16 protein-coding genes are annotated in these 17,098 nt (G+C 66.8%); 5 read left to right on the forward strand and 11 right to left on the reverse strand.

Annotated features, from left to right (window positions below):
• Positions 1–44: 44 nt before the first annotated feature.
• The 5 genes from BFF94_RS01585 to BFF94_RS01605 form a co-directional block, all read right to left on the reverse strand.
• Positions 45–464 (reverse strand): organic hydroperoxide resistance protein, encoded by a 420-nt coding sequence (locus BFF94_RS01585; RefSeq protein WP_128842064.1) that lies wholly within the window; start codon positions 462–464, stop codon positions 45–47.
• A gap of 157 nt (positions 465–621) precedes the next feature.
• The gene (locus tag BFF94_RS01590) at positions 622–1,074 is read right to left on the reverse strand and encodes a MarR family winged helix-turn-helix transcriptional regulator (RefSeq protein WP_128842063.1); all 453 of its coding nucleotides are present in this window, start codon (positions 1,072–1,074) and stop codon (positions 622–624) included.
• Between the two features lie 188 nt (positions 1,075–1,262).
• On the reverse strand, positions 1,263–2,072 hold the full coding sequence (locus tag BFF94_RS01595) for a BPSS1780 family membrane protein (RefSeq protein ID WP_128842062.1): 810 nt from the start codon (positions 2,070–2,072) through the stop codon (positions 1,263–1,265).
• Positions 2,063–3,061, reverse strand: coding sequence for a homoserine kinase (locus BFF94_RS01600; protein ID WP_128842061.1), 999 nt, complete (start codon positions 3,059–3,061; stop codon positions 2,063–2,065). Before BFF94_RS01600 ends, BFF94_RS01595 begins: the two co-directional genes overlap by 10 nt.
• Before the next feature lie 100 nt (positions 3,062–3,161).
• Positions 3,162–3,557, reverse strand: coding sequence for a hypothetical protein (locus BFF94_RS01605; RefSeq protein ID WP_128842060.1), 396 nt, complete (start codon positions 3,555–3,557; stop codon positions 3,162–3,164).
• A gap of 129 nt (positions 3,558–3,686) precedes the next feature.
• Here BFF94_RS01605 and BFF94_RS01610 point away from each other — a divergent pair, with 129 nt between their 5' ends.
• Positions 3,687–5,213, forward strand: a complete 1,527-nt coding sequence (locus BFF94_RS01610; protein WP_128842059.1) for an AMP nucleosidase — start codon at positions 3,687–3,689, stop codon at positions 5,211–5,213.
• Positions 5,214–5,377: 164 nt separating this feature from the next.
• On the opposite strand, the gene BFF94_RS01615 is transcribed toward BFF94_RS01610, so the two are convergent.
• Genes BFF94_RS01615 through BFF94_RS01625 form a run of 3 tightly spaced genes read right to left on the reverse strand, consistent with a single transcriptional unit; the run spans position 5,378 to position 7,690 of the window.
• Positions 5,378–6,349 carry an aldo/keto reductase gene (locus BFF94_RS01615; RefSeq protein WP_128842058.1) on the reverse strand — a complete coding sequence of 324 codons (972 nt, stop codon included), beginning with the start codon at positions 6,347–6,349 and terminating at the stop codon, positions 5,378–5,380.
• A 26-nt stretch (positions 6,350–6,375) separates the two neighbouring features.
• Positions 6,376–7,179 (reverse strand): SDR family NAD(P)-dependent oxidoreductase, encoded by an 804-nt coding sequence (locus BFF94_RS01620; RefSeq protein ID WP_219138893.1) that lies wholly within the window; start codon positions 7,177–7,179, stop codon positions 6,376–6,378.
• Positions 7,180–7,231: 52 nt separating this feature from the next.
• Positions 7,232–7,690: a cupin domain-containing protein gene (locus BFF94_RS01625; protein ID WP_246637203.1), complete on the reverse strand. Its 459-nt coding sequence runs from the start codon at positions 7,688–7,690 to the stop codon at positions 7,232–7,234.
• 164 nt (positions 7,691–7,854) lie between these two features.
• Between BFF94_RS01625 and BFF94_RS01630 the strand changes: the two genes are divergently transcribed.
• The gene (locus BFF94_RS01630) at positions 7,855–8,787 is read left to right on the forward strand and encodes a LysR family transcriptional regulator (RefSeq protein WP_128844003.1); all 933 of its coding nucleotides are present in this window, start codon (positions 7,855–7,857) and stop codon (positions 8,785–8,787) included.
• A gap of 187 nt (positions 8,788–8,974) precedes the next feature.
• Here BFF94_RS01630 and BFF94_RS01635 read toward each other — a convergent pair whose 3' ends face one another.
• Complete coding sequence (locus tag BFF94_RS01635) at positions 8,975–9,274, reverse strand: hypothetical protein (protein WP_128844002.1); 300 nt, start codon at positions 9,272–9,274, stop codon at positions 8,975–8,977.
• A gap of 389 nt (positions 9,275–9,663) precedes the next feature.
• Positions 9,664–10,422, reverse strand: coding sequence for an LOG family protein (locus tag BFF94_RS01640; protein WP_128844001.1), 759 nt, complete (start codon positions 10,420–10,422; stop codon positions 9,664–9,666).
• Position 10,423: 1 nt separating this feature from the next.
• Here BFF94_RS01640 and polA point away from each other — a divergent pair, with 1 nt between their 5' ends.
• The 3 genes from polA (at position 10,424) to BFF94_RS01655 (ending at position 16,083) form a co-directional block, all read left to right on the forward strand.
• On the forward strand, positions 10,424–13,174 hold the full coding sequence (polA, locus tag BFF94_RS01645; protein WP_128844000.1) for a DNA polymerase I: 2,751 nt from the start codon (positions 10,424–10,426) through the stop codon (positions 13,172–13,174).
• A gap of 279 nt (positions 13,175–13,453) precedes the next feature.
• A complete protein-coding gene (locus tag BFF94_RS01650; protein ID WP_128843999.1) occupies positions 13,454–14,788 on the forward strand; it encodes an NAD(P)/FAD-dependent oxidoreductase in 1,335 nt (444 codons plus the stop codon).
• A gap of 419 nt (positions 14,789–15,207) precedes the next feature.
• Positions 15,208–16,083, forward strand: coding sequence for a dienelactone hydrolase family protein (locus BFF94_RS01655; protein WP_128843998.1), 876 nt, complete (start codon positions 15,208–15,210; stop codon positions 16,081–16,083).
• A gap of 57 nt (positions 16,084–16,140) precedes the next feature.
• On the opposite strand, the gene BFF94_RS01660 is transcribed toward BFF94_RS01655, so the two are convergent.
• Positions 16,141–17,010: a sulfurtransferase gene (locus BFF94_RS01660; RefSeq protein WP_219138895.1), complete on the reverse strand. Its 870-nt coding sequence runs from the start codon at positions 17,008–17,010 to the stop codon at positions 16,141–16,143.
• Positions 17,011–17,098 lie beyond the last annotated feature (88 nt).

Below are 17,098 nucleotides of genomic sequence, written 5' to 3' on the forward strand. Positions count from 1 at the left end.
ACATGCCGCACGCGCCCTTTTTGCTTGTGTCGCGTTGCGTCGCGTCAGACGACCGTCAGGCGCACCGGCACGTTGTTGCGCGTTGCGTTCGAATACGGGCACACGTGGTGCGCCTTTTCGACCAGCGCCTGCGCGTCGGCCTTGTCGAGCCCCGGCAGCGACACGCGCAGCTCGATGTCGAGCCCGAAACCGCCTGCATCGTTCGGGCCGATGCCCACTTCCGCCGTGACCTGCGTATCGACCGGCAGCGCCTGCTTGTTCTGGCCGGCGACGAATTTCATCGCGCTCAGGAAACAGGCCGAGTAACCTGCGGCAAACAGTTGCTCCGGATTCGTGCCTTCCGCGCCCGTGCCGCCGAGTTCGCGCGGCGCGGCCAGCTTCACTTCCAGCTTGTTGTCGGCGGATACCGCGCGGCCGTCGCGGCCACCCGTGCTCGTGGCGCTGGTCTTGTACAGAATGTTCATCGTGCAGCTCCTGTCGGGAAAAGGGGAGAAAAGCGGCCCGGTCGGACGGGACGTCGCCGGCCACGAACAAAATATAGAACACAAATCATTAGTGTGCAAATGAAATTTGCAAGAAAAAGCCCGGCAGTGCCGGGCGGGTCGGACGACGTTCGGTTCGTCAGCGTTCGTTGGCGGCCGACAGTGCTTCGCGCAGTTGCTGGAGATCGGCGCGCAGCCTGATCAGGAACTCGGGTGTTTGCTGCATCGCGCAAAAGAGATCGGCGGGCACCGAGCGTGCGCGCCCCTTCAGCGCACGGCCTTCCGGCGTCACGCGCACATTCACGACCCGTTCGTCGGTCGCGCTGCGCACGCGCTCGACGTAACCGAGCGCTTCCAGCCGCTTGAGCAGCGGCGTGACCGTGGCCGGGTCGAGGTCGAGCCGCGCGGCGATGTCCTTCACCGCGATATCGTCGCGCTCCCACAGCACGAGCATCGCGAGATATTGGGGATAGGTCAGCGACAGCTTGTCGAGGAGCGGCTTGTACGCCTTCGTCATCGCGTGCGAAGTCGAGTAGAGCGCGAAGCACAGTTGCTCGTCGAGCGTCTGGGGCAGCGGGGGCTGGCGGTCCATGATTCGGGAGGCGCGGCGAACGCGCGAACAATTTGCACGCAAATTATTTTGCGCGCAAAAGATCGGGTTGAACAGGGGCGGCCGGCGACGGATGCCGGGAAGGGGCGCGATCGGGAGGTGCGCCGGCAGGCAACCCGGCGCGGGGAACAGCATGACGGCCGTCGGCGCGCGCCGGCCGGTGGGGCGCTTCAGCGGCCCGACGTGGCCGTCGGCGCGCCCGGTTCCTGTACGCCGAAGCAGCCGCGATAGGTCGCGTAGAACGAGCAGTACAGCATCGTGACGATGATGATCGTCACCGGCATCATGATCGTCAGCGCATAGGCGCCGGCGCCGAGCGCCTGCAGCAGCAGCGACAGCGCGAGCGACGTGCCGAGTGCGACGGCGAACCACAGCGCGCCGTACACGACGAACGCGCCGCGATTGCGCCAGCAGCTGACGACGCTGAAGAACAGCGCCTTCGCGGGCGGGACGTCATGCCACGCGACCAGCACCGGTGCGAACCAGAACAGCATCGCGACCGGCAGATAGAGCAGCGTCGCGAAGAACAGCGCGCCGAGCGTGCCCTGCGCGGCGAGCGTCTCCGGCGTCGTGCTCGCTTCGTCCGCCGCGCCCATCATCACGTGGAACAGCGCGCCGCCGTCCACGAACGACGAAGCCGCGAACACCAGCACCATCGACGCGACGTAGATCACGCCCAGCACGAGCAGCCGCTGGGTTGCGACGGTGCCGTACGAGCGGAAGCCGTCGATGAGGATCGTCGGCATCACGGTTTTGCCGGCCACCGTGTCGCGACACGCGGCCATGAAGCCGACCGCGATGCCGGGAATGAACACCAGCGGCAGCGCCGAGCCGATCACGGGCACCATCGACACCAGCGTGATCGCCAGCAGGTACGTGAAGAACAGCGTGATGAACGCGAGCGGGTTCCGGCGGAACAGCCAGACGCCTTGACGGAACCAGACATAGCCCGTTTTGGCGGGCACTTCGATCAGTTGCATGCGGTTTGGATCTCGGGAAGCGCGGGCGTATGGGCGATACGCTCACGCAGGATGCGTTCGAAATGGCCGGGGTCGTGCGGCTTGAGCATCTCGGCCGCGCGCGGCAGGTGGAAGTCGTACAGGCGCGACACCCAGAAGCGGTACGCGCCCGCGCGCAGCATGTCGCTCCAGTGGCGGCGTTCCTCGGCCGTGAACGGCCGCACGGTCTGGTACGCGCGCAGCAGCGCATCGGCGCGCGCGACGTCGAGCACGCCGGTCGCGAGGTCGACGCACCAGTCGTTGACCGTCACCGCGACGTCGAACAGCCATTTGTCGCAGCCCGCGAAATAGAAGTCGAAGAAGCCGCCGAGCCGCACGTCGTGGCCGGTGCCGGGCGCCGCGTGCGCGAACAGCACGTTGTCGCGGAACAGGTCGCAATGGCACGGCCCGGCCGGCAGCGCCGCGTAGTCGTCCGACGCGAAGAAGCTCGCCTGGTGCGCCAGCTCGCCTTCGAGCAGCACGCGTTGCGCGTCCGTGACGAACGGCACGATCGCCGGCACGTTCTCCTGCCACCACGGCAGGCTGCGCAGGTTCGGCTGGTTGCGCGGATAGTCGCGCCCCGCGAGGTGCAGGCGCGCGAGCATCTGCCCGACCTCGATGCAGTGTTCGACCCCCGGCGCGAGTTCGGCCGCGCCGTCGAGCTTCGTGACGATCGTGGCCGGCTTGCCGTGCAGCTCGCCGAACAGCGCGCCGTCGTCACGCGGGACCGGATCCGGCACCGGCACGCCGTGGCCGGCCAGATGGCGCATCAGGTCGAGGTAGAACGGCAGCTGTTGCGCCGTGAGCTTTTCGAAGATCGTGAGGACGTACTCGCCGCGCGTCGTCGTCAGGAAGAAATTGCTGTTTTCGATACCGGACGGAATGCCGCGGAACGCAAGCACGTCGCCCAGTTCGTAGTGGCGCATCCATTGCGCGAGATCGGAGTCGGAAACAGCAGTGAAAACGGCCATGCGGGATGCGTCAGGTCAAGTTGTCGGCACGCGAGCGGCGTGCGTCGCGACAGCAGGTGAGGGGGGCGGCGCGCCGCGAGCGATGCGGCGCGCCACGAAATCAGTAGCGCAGGTTCAGCGACGGCAGGCGCGTGATCGGGACGCCCGCGTCGTGCGGCTTCGGCGACGTGTCGGGCGTCGAGCTCATCTGGTAGCGCGTGCCGAAGTTCGACTTCACGTCGATCTCGACCGGTTTGCCGCGGTCGCGGTACTCGGTGACCTCGGTGCCGTTCTTGCTCTTTTCGTGGAAGCTGGGCGTGCGGCGGATGTCGGCGAAGTCGATTTTCGACGTGACTTCGGCGCCCGGCCGGTTGATCTTGCGGAGATCGGGCAGGCCGGCGGCTTCGTTGGCCTCGGCCCGGGCCTGCGCGTCGGCGTCAGGCGTGCCGCCGGCGGCGTAAGCGACGCTGGCGGCGGCAAACGCGGCGGCAGCGGCGACGAAAATGAGCGGCTTCATGATGAGTCTCCAGTGAACCCACCGATTTTAGCAAATACTGAGCGCCATCCGGCCCCTGCGTGCGGATGGGCGGCCATAAGGGTGACCGGGTTCCGTGGTAATGTCGTCGGATCAGACGAGGTGTTGAAAATGAAAAACGATTTGAGCCGCCGGCACCGTGTGCTCTCGCCCGAAAGCCCGTCGGTCGAGGCTTTCGACGATCCGATCGCCGCCGTCGCGCGGTTGTCCGCCATTTACGACACGAATACGGGCTTCCTGCGCGACGCCTTCGCGCGTTATCGCCGCCACGAACCGATTATCGAGCACGTGCGTGCGTGCTACCCGTTCGTGCGGATCCGCACCGACGTCAACACGCACGTCGATTCGCGCCGCTCGTACGGCTTCGTCGCGGGCCCCGGCGTATTCGAGACGACGGTCACGCGCCCCGATCTCTTCGCGAACTACTATCGCGAGCAACTGCGCCTGCTGTCGAAGAACCACCATGTCAAGATCGAGGTCGGCGTGTCGTCGCAGCCGATTCCGATTCATTTCGCGTTTCCGGAAGGCATCCATCTCGAGGGCGAACTCGACCGCGACCGCCTGCTCGCGATGCGCGACATCTTCGACACGCCCGACCTGTCGTATCTCGACGATCGCATCGTCAACGGCACGTTCGAGCCGGCGCCGGGCGAGCCGCATCCGCTCGCGCTGTTCACGGCCGCGCGTGTCGACTTCTCGTTGCACCGCCTGCGTCACTACACGGCGACGTCGCCCACGCATTTCCAGAACTACGTGCTCTACACGAACTACCAGTTCTACATCGACGAATTCGTGAAGCTCGGCCGCGAGGTGATGACGGAAAGCACCGATCCCGAGGTGCGCGCGTACCGCAGCCAGTACAGCTCGTTCGTCGAGCCGGGCGATGTCGTCACGTACAACGCGAACCTCGGCGGCGAGCCGGCCGAGGGCGTGGCGCCGCCGCGCCTGCCGCAGATGCCCGCGTATCACCTGAAGCGCGCGGACGGCAGCGGGATCACGATGGTCAACATCGGCGTCGGTCCGTCGAACGCGAAGACGATTACCGATCACATCGCGGTGCTGCGTCCGCACGCGTGGGTGATGCTCGGTCACTGCGCGGGGCTGCGCAATACGCAGCGTCTTGGCGACTACGTGCTCGCGCACGGTTACGTGCGCGAGGATCACGTGCTCGACGCCGACCTGCCGCTGTGGGTGCCGATTCCGGCGCTCGCCGAAGTGCAGCTCGCGCTCGAACGCGGGGTGGCAGACGTCACACGGCTTGAAGGCGTCGAACTGAAGCGCGTGATGCGCACGGGCACGGTCGCGAGCGTCGACAACCGCAACTGGGAACTGCGCGATCATCGCGAGCCGGTGCAACGGCTGTCGCAGAGCCGCGCGATCGCGCTGGATATGGAAAGCGCGACGATCGCCGCGAACGGCTTCCGCTTCCGCGTGCCGTACGGCACGCTGCTGTGCGTGTCGGACAAGCCGCTGCACGGCGAGCTGAAGTTGCCGGGCATGGCCGACACGTTCTATCGCGGACAGGTCGACCAGCATCTGCAGATCGGTGTGAAGGCGATGGAAATCCTGCGCACGAACGGGCTCGACAAGCTGCATAGCCGGAAGCTGCGGAGCTTTGCGGAAGTGGCGTTCCAGTAAGGCAAGATGACCGGCAGCCCTTTGACGGGGCCGCCGTGTTGAGCCGTCCGAACTGGCCGGCAAGCCGTGTGTGCGGTTTTATCGGCCGGCGGCGTGCGGCCGCGCGCCGGCAATGATCGACGCGGCTTCGAAACCCCGGTCCGACCCGGTTGCCGTGGCCCTGGTCACCATTGCACCGGTTCGACCGTCCGGTCGAATGCGGCTTCGAGTAACGCGGTTTCGCGAGCGTCGAGCGTCAGCTCGAGTGCCGCGAGCGCATCGGCCATGTGATGCGGTTTCGACAACCCGACGATCGGTGCCGTGACGCCGGGCCGCCGCAGCGCCCACGCGAGGGCGATCCGGGCGGGCGGCAGGCCGCGGGCCTGCGCCACCTGGCTGACGGCTTCGACGGTCGCCGCGACCGTGTCGCGGCCGTCGTACCAGGACACCATCTGCCGGTCGGTCGCGGCCCGCGTCGTCTCGGCCTCGCGCGAACCGGCCGGCAGCCCGCGACCGAGCGGCGACCACGGTGTATAGGCGACGCCTTCCTCGATGCACAGCGGCAGCATGTCGCGTTCGTCGTCGCGGCAGATCAGGCTGTACTGGCTTTGCATCGACGTGAACCGCGCGAGGCCGCGATGCCGCTGGAACGCGAGCATCTTCATGAATTGCCACGCGTGCATCGACGATGCGCCGAGATAGCGGACCTTGCCGCTCCTCACGATTGCGTCGAGCGCGTCGAGCGTTTCTTCGATCGGCGTGTCGGGATCGAAGCGGTGGACGACGTAGAGATCGACGTAATCGGTTCCAAGGCGCTGCAGCGACGCATCGATGCTCGCGAACAGATGCTTGCGCGACAGGCCGCGCGCATTCGGACCGTCGCCGGTCGGAAAGAACGCCTTGGTCGCGATCACCACGTCGTCGCGCGCCGCGAAGTCGCGCAGTGCGCGGCCGAGGATGCGCTCGCTCTCGCCGCCCGAATAGATGTCGGCGGTGTCGAAGAACGTCACGCCCGCGTCGAGTGCCGCGCGGATGAACGGGCGAGCCACCTCCTCGGTCGCGACCCACGGCCGCCACGACGGATCGCCGTAGGTCATGCAGCCCAGGCACAGCTTCGACACCTTCAGCCCGGACGTTCCCAGTCTCACGTACTCCATTGGTGCATCCTCCGTTGCGGTGCCGATCAGCGCATGCCGCCGATCGTGTAGCCGCCGTCGACCAGGATCGATTCGCCGGTCACGAAGCGTGCTTCGTCGCTGCAGAGCCACACGGCCGCGTCGGCCACGTCTTCGGGGGTGCCGATCCGCCGGGCGGGCGTGAACGCGGCGAACGGGCGGAACATCTCGTCGCCGCCGAAGCGGCGCGCCATCGGCGTGTCGATGATGCCGGGGTTCACGTTGTTGATCCGGATGCCGTGCGGGCCGCCTTCGAGCGCGACCGCGCGCACCAGCGCATCGAGTGCGCCCTTGCTCGCCGAATAGGCGGACGAGCCGGCAAGTGCGCCTTTCGCGAGCCAGGACGACGTGTTGACGATCGCACCGCCCCCGTGCGCGAGCATCGCCTCCATCTCGTATTTGATCGACAGCCACGTACCCTTGAGATTGGTGGCGATCACGTTGTCGAAGTCGGCCTCCGTCTGCTCCACGATCGGTGCGAACGTGCCTTCCGTACCGGCATTGTTGAATGCCGCATGCAATGCGCCGTAGCGCTCGACCGTCGCGTCGACGAGCGTACGCACGCCGGCGGCGGATGCGACGTCGACGGCGATCGCGAATGCTTCGCCGCCGCGTTCGGCAATCGCGCGTACGGTTTCGTCGAGCGGCGCCGCGCGCCGCCCGGCGACGACGACGCGGGCGCCTTCCCGCGCGAACGCGAGCGCGGCCGCCCGGCCGATGCCGGTGCCGCCGCCCGTGACGAGCGCGACGCGTCCGCCGAGCCGGGCCCGCGTCGTGGCGGAAGGGGTTGATAAGATGCGTGAATCGGACATGATGGATGGCGCTCCGCGTCGAGGTGAAACGAGCCGGCCGACGGGCCGGCGCTCAGTCTTTGTCATCCGGAACCGTCAGTGGCGCGCCGGGCGTGCCCGCGTAGAACACGATCAGTTCCGCGGGCTCGTCGCCGGTCTCGCCGCGATGGGCGCCGTCGACCATTTCCGGCACCACGTCGCCGGGACCGAGCGTCAGCCGCTTGCCGTCGCTTCGGCGCACGGCGCTCAGATGGCCCGACAGCACATAGCCGATGTTGATCGACGGATGCGTGTGCCACGGCAATACCGCGTGCGGCGGGATCGCGTAGCGTACGACCGTGATTTCCGGTTGCCCCGACGGGTACGCGCGGTACCGCGAGCCATCCCATGCATGGTCGGTTCGCAGCAGCACCGTTTCGGCGACGCGAGCGCCGGTGCCCGTGTTCTGCGCGGTCGCTTGCGGCGAGGCGGCGACGATCAGTACGGCCGCGACGGCGGTCCGGGAAACGACGGAAAATAGTTGCTTGTTCATCGCGTGTGGCCCGCCGGGCCAGGGCATTGAAGACAGCGCCATTGTGCGAAGCCGGGCGCCGCGCGAATAGCGCCGCTTCGGTTGAAACCGATTCAACCGGACGGACAGGCGTCGCGACGCCATCGACGAATGCCCGGACGTTCCGGGTTTGACGGGAGCTGCGAATGGATCGTTTGAAGGCGCTGACGGTATTCGTCCGCATCGCAGTCGCGGGCGGCATCAGCTCGGGCGCCCGCGAGCTGGGCATGACGCCGCAGGCGGCCAGCAAGCAGGTCGCCGCGCTGGAGGCGTTGCTGAATGTCCGGTTATTCCAGCGCTCGACGCGCGGGATCGTGCTGACGCTCGAGGGCGAACGCCTGCTCGCGCAGTGCCGCGGCGCCGTCGGGGAACTGGAGAGTGCGTTGCGCATGCTCGACGACGATCGTGCGCACGTGGCCGGCACGATCCGCGTCGCGGCGCCTTATTCGCTGGCCCGGCGCTTTCTCGCGCCGCTGCTCGGCGAGTTCTGCGACCGGCAGCCAGGGGTCACGGCCGAGCTGATCGTCAGCGACGATATGGCCGACATCGTCGAGCAGCGGATCGACATTGCCGTGCGGACCGGCAATCTGCCCGACAGCGGGCTGGTTGCGCGGCGCATTGCCGATCTGCAACTGGTTGTCTGCGCGGCGCCTGCGTATTTGCGTCGCCATGGCGAGCCGCAGACGATCGACGCGTTACGCGATCATCGTTGCACCGCGTTCCTGTATCCGCGCACGGGCAAGCCGTTTCCGTGGGAATTCCTCGTCGACGGTCGAGTCGACACGCGACAGGTAGACCCGTTCATTGCGACCAACGACATCGACGCGGAACTCGATACGGTATTGAGCGGCGCCGCGATCGGCCAGTTCTTCGGCTATTCGGTCCACTCGCATGTGCGCGAGGGCCGCCTCGTGCCGCTGCTGACCCGGCACGTCACCTGTCAATACGGCCTCCATCTGTGCATGCCGCAGCGCATGCACCTGCCGCGAAGGAGCCGTTTGCTGATGGATTTTCTCGCTGCCCGGCTCGGTGCGCACCCGGATCTCGCGCCGCTTTCGTTTGCGGATACGCCGGCATGACGCGTGTCTTGGTCGCGGGCGAGTGTCCGGGGCGACGTCCTCGCGGGACCGCCGGGGCGATGCGGTAGAAGGGGGCATTCGCGGGGGCGGGCCGTTGTTTCGCGGCGTGTGTTGCCCACAGCGACAAGGCCGCCCGGCGCCGAAGCGCACGGGCGGCCTTGCCTGTCGAGCGATTGCGTTGCGTGGCTCAGCACTCGCCCTTCTTCGCATGTCCCGGCGGGCAGTGATAGCCGCCGCGGCCTTCGTGACCATGATGGCGCTCGTGGTCTTCCCACTCGCGGCGCTCCCAATAGCGGCGGCCGTCCCAGTAGCGGTCGCCGTGCCAGCCGACGATGACCGCCGGCCCCGGGGCGACGATGACGGGCGCAGGCGCGACGACGACCGGCGCGGGCGTGCCGATGTTCACGTCGACGTTGACGGCATGAGCGAGGCCGGACAGCGAAAGGCCGAGGCCGGCGAAGGCGAGGGCGATCAGCGAGCGTTGCATGTTCTCTTCCGTGAGGTCGTGATGAAGGGGCCGACGCGACGCGATGGAAGCGAGGGGGACCGTTCCACCGGGGGGAACGCCGCGCCGACACAATGCAGTGTGCTGGCGCGCGACGGAAAAGGCGAGTCGTGTTTATTACGGAGGATTGGCGGTTCGCAAGCGCGGGATGCGGGTAGCGGGGCCGCACATTTGACAATGGCGAGCCGCGGGTGCGGGTGGCCACGATGCGTCGCACAGCACCGGCCGCACGGACTTGACATTCGGCGGCGCACGGCCGCGAAGCAGAATTAACGGCGCGTTACAAAGTGACGCGCGGCAGACGGCCAAAGCCATGCCTGCCGCGCGGTGAGCGGTACGCCGGCCGTCGGGCCGGCGGTCGCCGGGATGGATTACAGATAGAACATCCGGTCTTCTTCAGGCCGCGGCGGCCTCTCGTCCGAGCCTTCGCCTTCTTCGTCGCCGCTGTCCTCGTAGAACGCGAGCACCGCGTCGAGCACCTGGTCGGGATCGTCGATCACCTGCATCAGGTTCATGTCTTCCGGATTGATCAGGCGCATCGGGATCAACTGGTCGCGGAACCATTGCAGCAGCCCTTGCCAGAACTCGCTGCCGACGAGAATGATCGGCACGAGGCGCGATTTTTTCGTCTGGATCAGCGTGAGCACCTCGGACAGCTCGTCGAGCGTGCCGAAGCCGCCCGGCATCACGATGACCGCATCCGAATTCTTCACGAACGTGACCTTGCGCGTGAAGAAGTGGCGGAAGCGCAGCGAGATGTCCTGGTAGTGGTTGCCGGCCTGCTCGTGCGGCAGCTCGATGTTCAGGCCGACCGACGGCGCCTTGCCGGCGTGCGCGCCCTTGTTCGCGGCTTCCATGATGCCGGGGCCGCCGCCGGAGATCACGGCGAAGCCGGCGTCGGACAGCTTGCGCGCGATCTGCACGGCCAGCTTGTAGTGCGGCGTATCGGGTTTCAGACGGGCAGAACCGTAGATGCTGACAGCCGGGCGGATCTCCGACAGGTACTCGGTCGCCTCGATAAACTCTGCCATAATCGTGAACATCTGCCACGATGCGCGCGCCTTCTTGGCCGTCGCGCGTTCTTGATCTGCGAGCGAACGCAGACTCGGAATCACTTTTCTCTTGTTCATAATGCCTGAAGAACGAAATCTGGAAGGTAAGACCCTGCTATTGGTTGACGGTTCGAGCTATCTGTATCGGGCTTACCATGCGATGCCTGATTTGCGTGGCCCGGGCGGGGAGCCGACCGGAGCGCTCTACGGAATCATCAACATGCTGCGCCGTATGCGCAAGGAAGTCAGTGCAGAGTATAGCGCTTGCGTGTTCGATGCAAAGGGCAAGACGTTCCGTGACGACCTTTATGCCGACTATAAGGCAAACCGCCCGTCGATGCCGCCCGACCTCGCGTTGCAGGTCGAACCGATCCACGGCGCCGTGCGCGCGCTCGGCTGGCCGTTGCTGATGGTCGAAGGCGTCGAGGCCGACGACGTGATCGGTACGCTCGCGCGCGAAGCCGAGCGGCACGGGATGAACGTGATCGTGTCGACGGGCGACAAGGATCTCGCGCAGCTCGTGACCGATCGCGTCACGCTCGTCAACACGATGACCAACGAGACGCTCGACCGCGACGGCGTGATCGCGAAGTTCGGCGTGCCGCCCGAGCGGATCATCGATTACCTTGCACTGATCGGCGACACCGTCGACAACGTGCCGGGCGTCGAGAAGTGCGGGCCGAAGACGGCCGTGAAATGGCTGTCGCAATACGACAGCCTCGACGGCGTCATCGAGCACGCGGGCGACATCAAGGGCGTGGTCGGCGACAACCTGCGCCGCGCGCTCGGCTTCCTGCCGCTCGGCCGCACGCTCGTGACCGTCGACACGGCCTGCGATCTCGCGCCGCATCTCGAATCGATCGAAGCGTCGTTGAAGACCGACGGCGAAGCGCGCGACCTGATGCGCGACATCTTCGCGCGCTACGGCTTCAAGACCTGGCTGCGCGAAGTCGACAGCGCACCGGCGGAAGGCGGCGGCGATGCGCCGGAAGGCGAGCCGGCGCCGGTGGTGGCGGCCGACATCGTCCGCGAATACGACACGATCCAGACCTGGGAGCAATTCGACGCGTGGTTCGCGAAGATCGACGCGGCCGCACTTACCGCATTCGACACCGAGACGACCGCGCTCGACCCGATGCTCGCGCGGCTCGTCGGCCTGTCGTTCTCGGTCGAGCCGGGCAAGGCCGCGTACCTGCCGGTTGCGCACCGCGGCCCCGACATGCCCGAGCAGCTTCCGCTCGACGAAGTCCTCGCACGCCTGAAGCCGTGGCTCGAGTCGGCCGATCGCAAGAAGGTCGGCCAGCACATGAAGTACGACGCGCAGGTGCTCGCGAACTACGACATCGCGCTGAACGGCATCGAGCACGACACGCTGCTCGAATCGTACGTGGTCGAATCGCACCGCACGCACGACATGGACAGCCTCGCGCTGCGTCATCTGGGCGTCAAGACGATCAAGTACGAGGACGTGGCCGGCAAGGGCGCGAAGCAGATCGGTTTCGACGAAGTGGCGCTGACGCAGGCCGCCGAATACGCGGCCGAAGATGCGGACGTCACGCTGCAGCTTCATCACGCGCTGTATCCGCAGGTCGCGCGCGAACCGGGCCTCGAGCGCGTGTATCGCGAGATCGAGATGCCCGTCTCGCTCGTGCTGCGCAAGATGGAGCGCACGGGCGTGCTGATCGATGATGCGCGCCTGTACGCGCAGAGCACCGAAATCGCGACGCGTCTGATCGAGCTCGAAGCGCAGGCGTACGAACTGGCGGGCGGCGAATTCAATCTCGGCTCGCCGAAGCAGATCGGGCAGATCTTCTTCGAGAAGCTGCAGTTGCCGGTCGTGAAGAAGACGCCGAGCGGCGCGCCGTCGACCGACGAAGAGGTGCTGCAGAAGCTGGCCGAGGACTACCCGTTGCCGAAGCTGCTGCTCGAGCATCGCGGGCTGTCGAAGCTGAAGTCGACCTATACCGACAAGCTGCCGCGCATGGTGAACCCCGCAACGGGCCGCGTGCATACGAACTATGCGCAGGCCGTCGCGGTCACGGGGCGTCTCGCGTCGAACGATCCGAATCTTCAGAACATTCCGGTGCGCACGGCCGAAGGCCGGCGAATCCGCGAGGCGTTCATCGCATCGCCGGGCCACCGGATCGTGTCGGCCGACTATTCGCAGATCGAACTGCGGATCATGGCGCATATCTCGGGCGACGCGTCGCTGCTGCGCGCGTTCTCGCAGGGCGAGGACATCCACCGCGCGACGGCCGCCGAGGTGTTCGGCGTGACGCCGCTGGAGGTCAATTCCGACCAGCGCCGGATCGCGAAGGTGATCAACTTCGGGCTCATCTACGGGATGAGCGCGTTCGGGCTCGCGTCGAACCTCGGCATCACGCGCGACGCGGCGAAGCTGTATATCGACCGCTATTTCGCCCGTTATCCGGGCGTCGCGCAGTACATGGAAGACACGCGCGCGATCGCGAAGGAGAAGGGCTACGTCGAGACCGTTTTCGGTCGCCGCCTGTGGCTGCCGGAGATCAACGGCGGCAACGGCCCGCGCCGCCAGGCGGCCGAACGCGCGGCAATCAACGCGCCGATGCAGGGCACGGCGGCCGACCTGATCAAGCTGTCGATGATCGCGGTGAACAACTGGCTCACGCGCGACCGGCTTGCATCGCGGATGATCATGCAGGTGCACGATGAACTGGTGCTCGAGGTGCCCGACGGCGAACTGTCGCTCGTGCGCGAGAAACTGCCGGAAATGATGTGCGGCGTCGCGAAGCTGAAGGTGCCGCTCATCGCCGAAGTGGGCGCCGGCGCGAACTGGGAAGAGGCACACTGACGCACCCCCGCGCGGTTCCCGCTTCCCGCGGCATATTGTTGCAGGGATGCTGAATATCGAGATGGTTTGCTTGTGGTCAACGCGCAAGCTCCCGGACAATGCATGTCGGACATGTCATTGACGCGGGGCGGCGCGCCCCGCGTTCCGGGATCGGACGCATCGAAGTGTTTCGAACTGCACATCGATGATGTCCGAACCGGTTAATCCACCGGGCGGCGTGAATGCATCATGTTCGCGGTGTCCGGCGGCAGCAGTTTCGAATCGCTAAGGGGGAATCAGATGCATCGGATCATCATCGTAGGCGGAGGCGCGGGCGGCCTGGAACTGGCGACGCGGCTCGGCGACCGTTACGGCGCACGCGGCAAGCGTCCCGCGCGTGCGCTTGTCACGCTCGTCGACCGCAATCCGACGCACATCTGGAAACCGCTGCTGCACGAGGTCGCGGCCGGCAGCATGGACCCGTTCACGCAGGAGCTCGAATATGCGGCGCAGGCGCGCTGGCATGGCTTCGAGTTCCAGCAGGGCGAGCTGACCGCGCTCGACCGCGCGGCGAAGCGCGTCACGCTGTCGCCCCTCAACGACAGCGACGGCGAGGAATTGCTGCCGGAGCGCGAGCTGGAATATGACACGCTCGTGATCGCGATCGGCAGCACGACTCACTTCTTCGGCGTGCAGGGTGCGCCGGAAAACGCGATCGCGCTCGATACGGTCGGGGAGGCCGAGCGCTTCCGCAAGCGGCTGATCGCCGCGTGCATGCGCGCCGAGCATCAGGCGCCGGCGCCGACCGTGCCGGGCGAGTCGGCCGAGCCGCGCATCCAGGTCGTGATCGTCGGCGGTGGCGCGACGGGCGTCGAGTTGTCCGCGGAATTGCGCAACACGGCGCAGGTGCTGTCCGTGTACGGGCTGCACAAGCTCGACCCGCGCCATGACGTCGGCATCGTGCTGATCGAATCGGGGCCGCGGATTCTGCCGGCGCTGCAGGAGCGCGTGTCGTCGGCGACGGCCGAGCTGCTCGAAAAGCTCGGCGTGCGGCTGATGCTCGGCGAGCGCGTGACCGAGGTCGCGCCGGGGCTCGTGCATACCGCGAGCGGCAAGACGGTGCGTGCGGACCTGACGGTGTGGGCGGCCGGCATCAAGGCGCCGTCCGTGCTTTCGCATCTCGACGGCCTCCAGGTCAACAAGCTCGGCCAGCTCGACGTGCGCCGCACGCTGCAGACCTTTACCGACGATAACGTGTTCGCGCTCGGCGATTGCGCGGCATGCGTGTGGCCCGGCAACGAACGCAATGTGCCGCCGCGCGCGCAGGCCGCGCACCAGCAGGCGAGCTTCCTGCTGAAGGCGATCGGCTGCCGGCTCGACGGGCGTTCGCTACCCGAGTTCACGTATCGCGATTTCGGTTCGCTCGTGTCGCTCGGCCACTTCAGCGCGGTCGGCAACCTGATGGGCGGGCTGATCGGCGGCAACATGCTGATCGAAGGGCTGTTCGCGCGCTTCATGTACATGTCGCTGTACCGGCTGCATGTCGCGGCGCTGCACGGCTATCCGCGGATGATGCTCGACACGGTCGCGCACTGGCTGCGGCGCACGACGCTGCCGCGCGTCAAGCTGCACTGAGCGTTCGTGCCCGGAGCGGGCGGGGAGTGCGCACGTCGTGCGTGTTCCCCGCCCGTTGTTTCGTGCGGGCAGCCGGACGGTTGGCCGGGTGCTTGCCGGGCGGCATCGGCCATGCGTTTTTCTTTTCAATTCGCAAGCATCCGGGCGTGCAATGGTGATCGACATGCGCATGCCGCGAAGTGACTCGACGGGCCGTCGGCGGGCTTCTGCGCGACGACCGACGCGGTCGAATCGACGCGTCGTAATTGAGTCTTACACATCTGACAGTTGACGCGACAACGGATTATTGGGCATCTTGTCCGGGTTTCCGTTTGCGGCGGGGTGCCAACCGCCGCGACATCCGCGCCGCGCGCCGGCGCGATGTCCCGTCATGCCGTATTCGCGGTCGTGACGGTGGCGCCCAATCGAGGAGTGCATTCATGTTGAAACCCGAAGTCGACAGCCTGGTCCCCCACGTTCCGTTCACGCGCCGCAAGTTCATGCAGGCCGCGCTGGGCGGCGCCTTCGCGGCGGCCGTGCTGCCCGTGTCGGCGCAGACGGTCACGACCGACAGCGACGGCCTGGACGTCGACACCGTCGAGATCCGCTCGGGCGATGCGAGCATCCCCGCCTATCGCGCGCAGCCGAAGGACAAGACGAACCTGCCGGTCGTCATCGTGATCCACGAGATCTTTGGCGTGCATGCGCATATCGCCGACGTTTGCCGCCGCTTCGCGAAGCTCGGTTATCTCGCGATCGCACCCGACCTGTTCGCGCGGCAGGGCAATGCGTCGAAGTATCCGACGATCAAGGAGCTTGACGAGCACATCGTCAGCAAGGTGCCGGACCGGCAGGTCACCGAGGATCTCGACGCGACCGTCGCATGGGCCGGCAAGAACGGCGGCGACCTGTCGCGCCTCGGCGTGACGGGATTCTGCTGGGGCGGCCGTCAGGCCTGGCTGTATGCGGAGCACAACCCGCACGTGCGTGCGGCCGTTGCATGGTACGGGTTCGTCGAAGGCAAGACCGACGAGATGACGCCGTTCAACCCGGTCGATCATGCATCGTCGCTGAAGGTGCCGGTGCTCGGGCTGTATGGCGAGAAGGATACGAACATCACGCAGGCCTCGCTCGCGAACATGCGCAAGGCGATTCAGGCCAGCGATTCGAAGCTCGCGCGTGAATCGGAGATCGTCGTGTATCCGGATGCCGGTCACGCATTCTTTGCCGACTACCGGCCGAGCTATGTGAAGGCCGATGCGGAGGAGAGCTGGAAACGCGCGATCGAGTGGCTCCACAAGTTCGGCGTGATGTAAACGGCAAGCGGCGGCACATGCCGCCGCTTCGTTGTTACGACTGCGCCGCGTCGGTGCTTACGGCGTCGGGCCGGTTGCGATCGGCCGCGACGGATCGGCGCTCCATTCGCTCCACGAGCCCGGATACAGCGACGCGCCGTGCAGGCCCGCCACCTCCAGCGCAAGCGCGTTGTGGCACGCGGTGACGCCGGAGCCGCATTGCAGGATCACGTTGTTCGGTTCGGTGCCTGCCAGTACCGTGGAGAACGCCTCGCGCAATTCGTGGCCGGTCTTGAAGCGGCCGTCGGCGGCCAGGTTGTCCTTGAAGAAGCGGTTGCGCGCGCCGGGGATGTGGCCGCCCACCCGATCGATCGTTTCGTTTTCGCCGCGGTAGCGATCCGGCGCACGTGCATCGATCACGACGCGCGTGGGCGACGTCACGTTCGCGAGTACGGCTGCCGCATCGACCGTCGATTCGAGCGGCGCAGCCGCGCGGAAGTCGCCGGCGGCCGGCTGCGGCACGTCGGTCGTCAGCGGCTGGCCGGCCGCTTCCCAGGCTTGCAGGCCGCCGTCGAGCACGGCGATCGAATCGTGGCCGAGCCAGCGCAGCAGCCACCACAGGCGTGCCGCATAGGCGCCGCCTTGCGCGTCGTACGCGACGGCCTGCTGGCCCTGCTTGAGGCCGCGGCTGGCAAGCAGCGTGGCGAGCGCATCGCGGGTCGGCAGCGGATGGCGGCCGTTGGTGCCCGTCTTGCGGCCCGACAGGTCGCGGTCCAGATGAAGGTACTGTGCGCCGGGGATGTGGCCGGCCGCATAGGCGGCTTCGCCCGCACCGGGATCGACGAGATCGAAGCGGCAGTCGAACAGCGCGACGCTGCCGGGCGCCGCGGCCAGGCGCTCGGCGAGATTGGCGGCGGAGATGAGCGTGGTGTAATGGGTGTGTGGCATGACGGCTCCCTGGAGTGCGAATGACCTGACATTCCAAGTCTAAACAAAAAAAGACGGGCCGAAGCCCGTCTTTTCGTCTGCCGGATGC

Source organism: Burkholderia catarinensis, from assembly GCF_001883705.2.
Taxonomy (GTDB): Bacteria; Pseudomonadota; Gammaproteobacteria; order Burkholderiales; family Burkholderiaceae; genus Burkholderia; species Burkholderia catarinensis.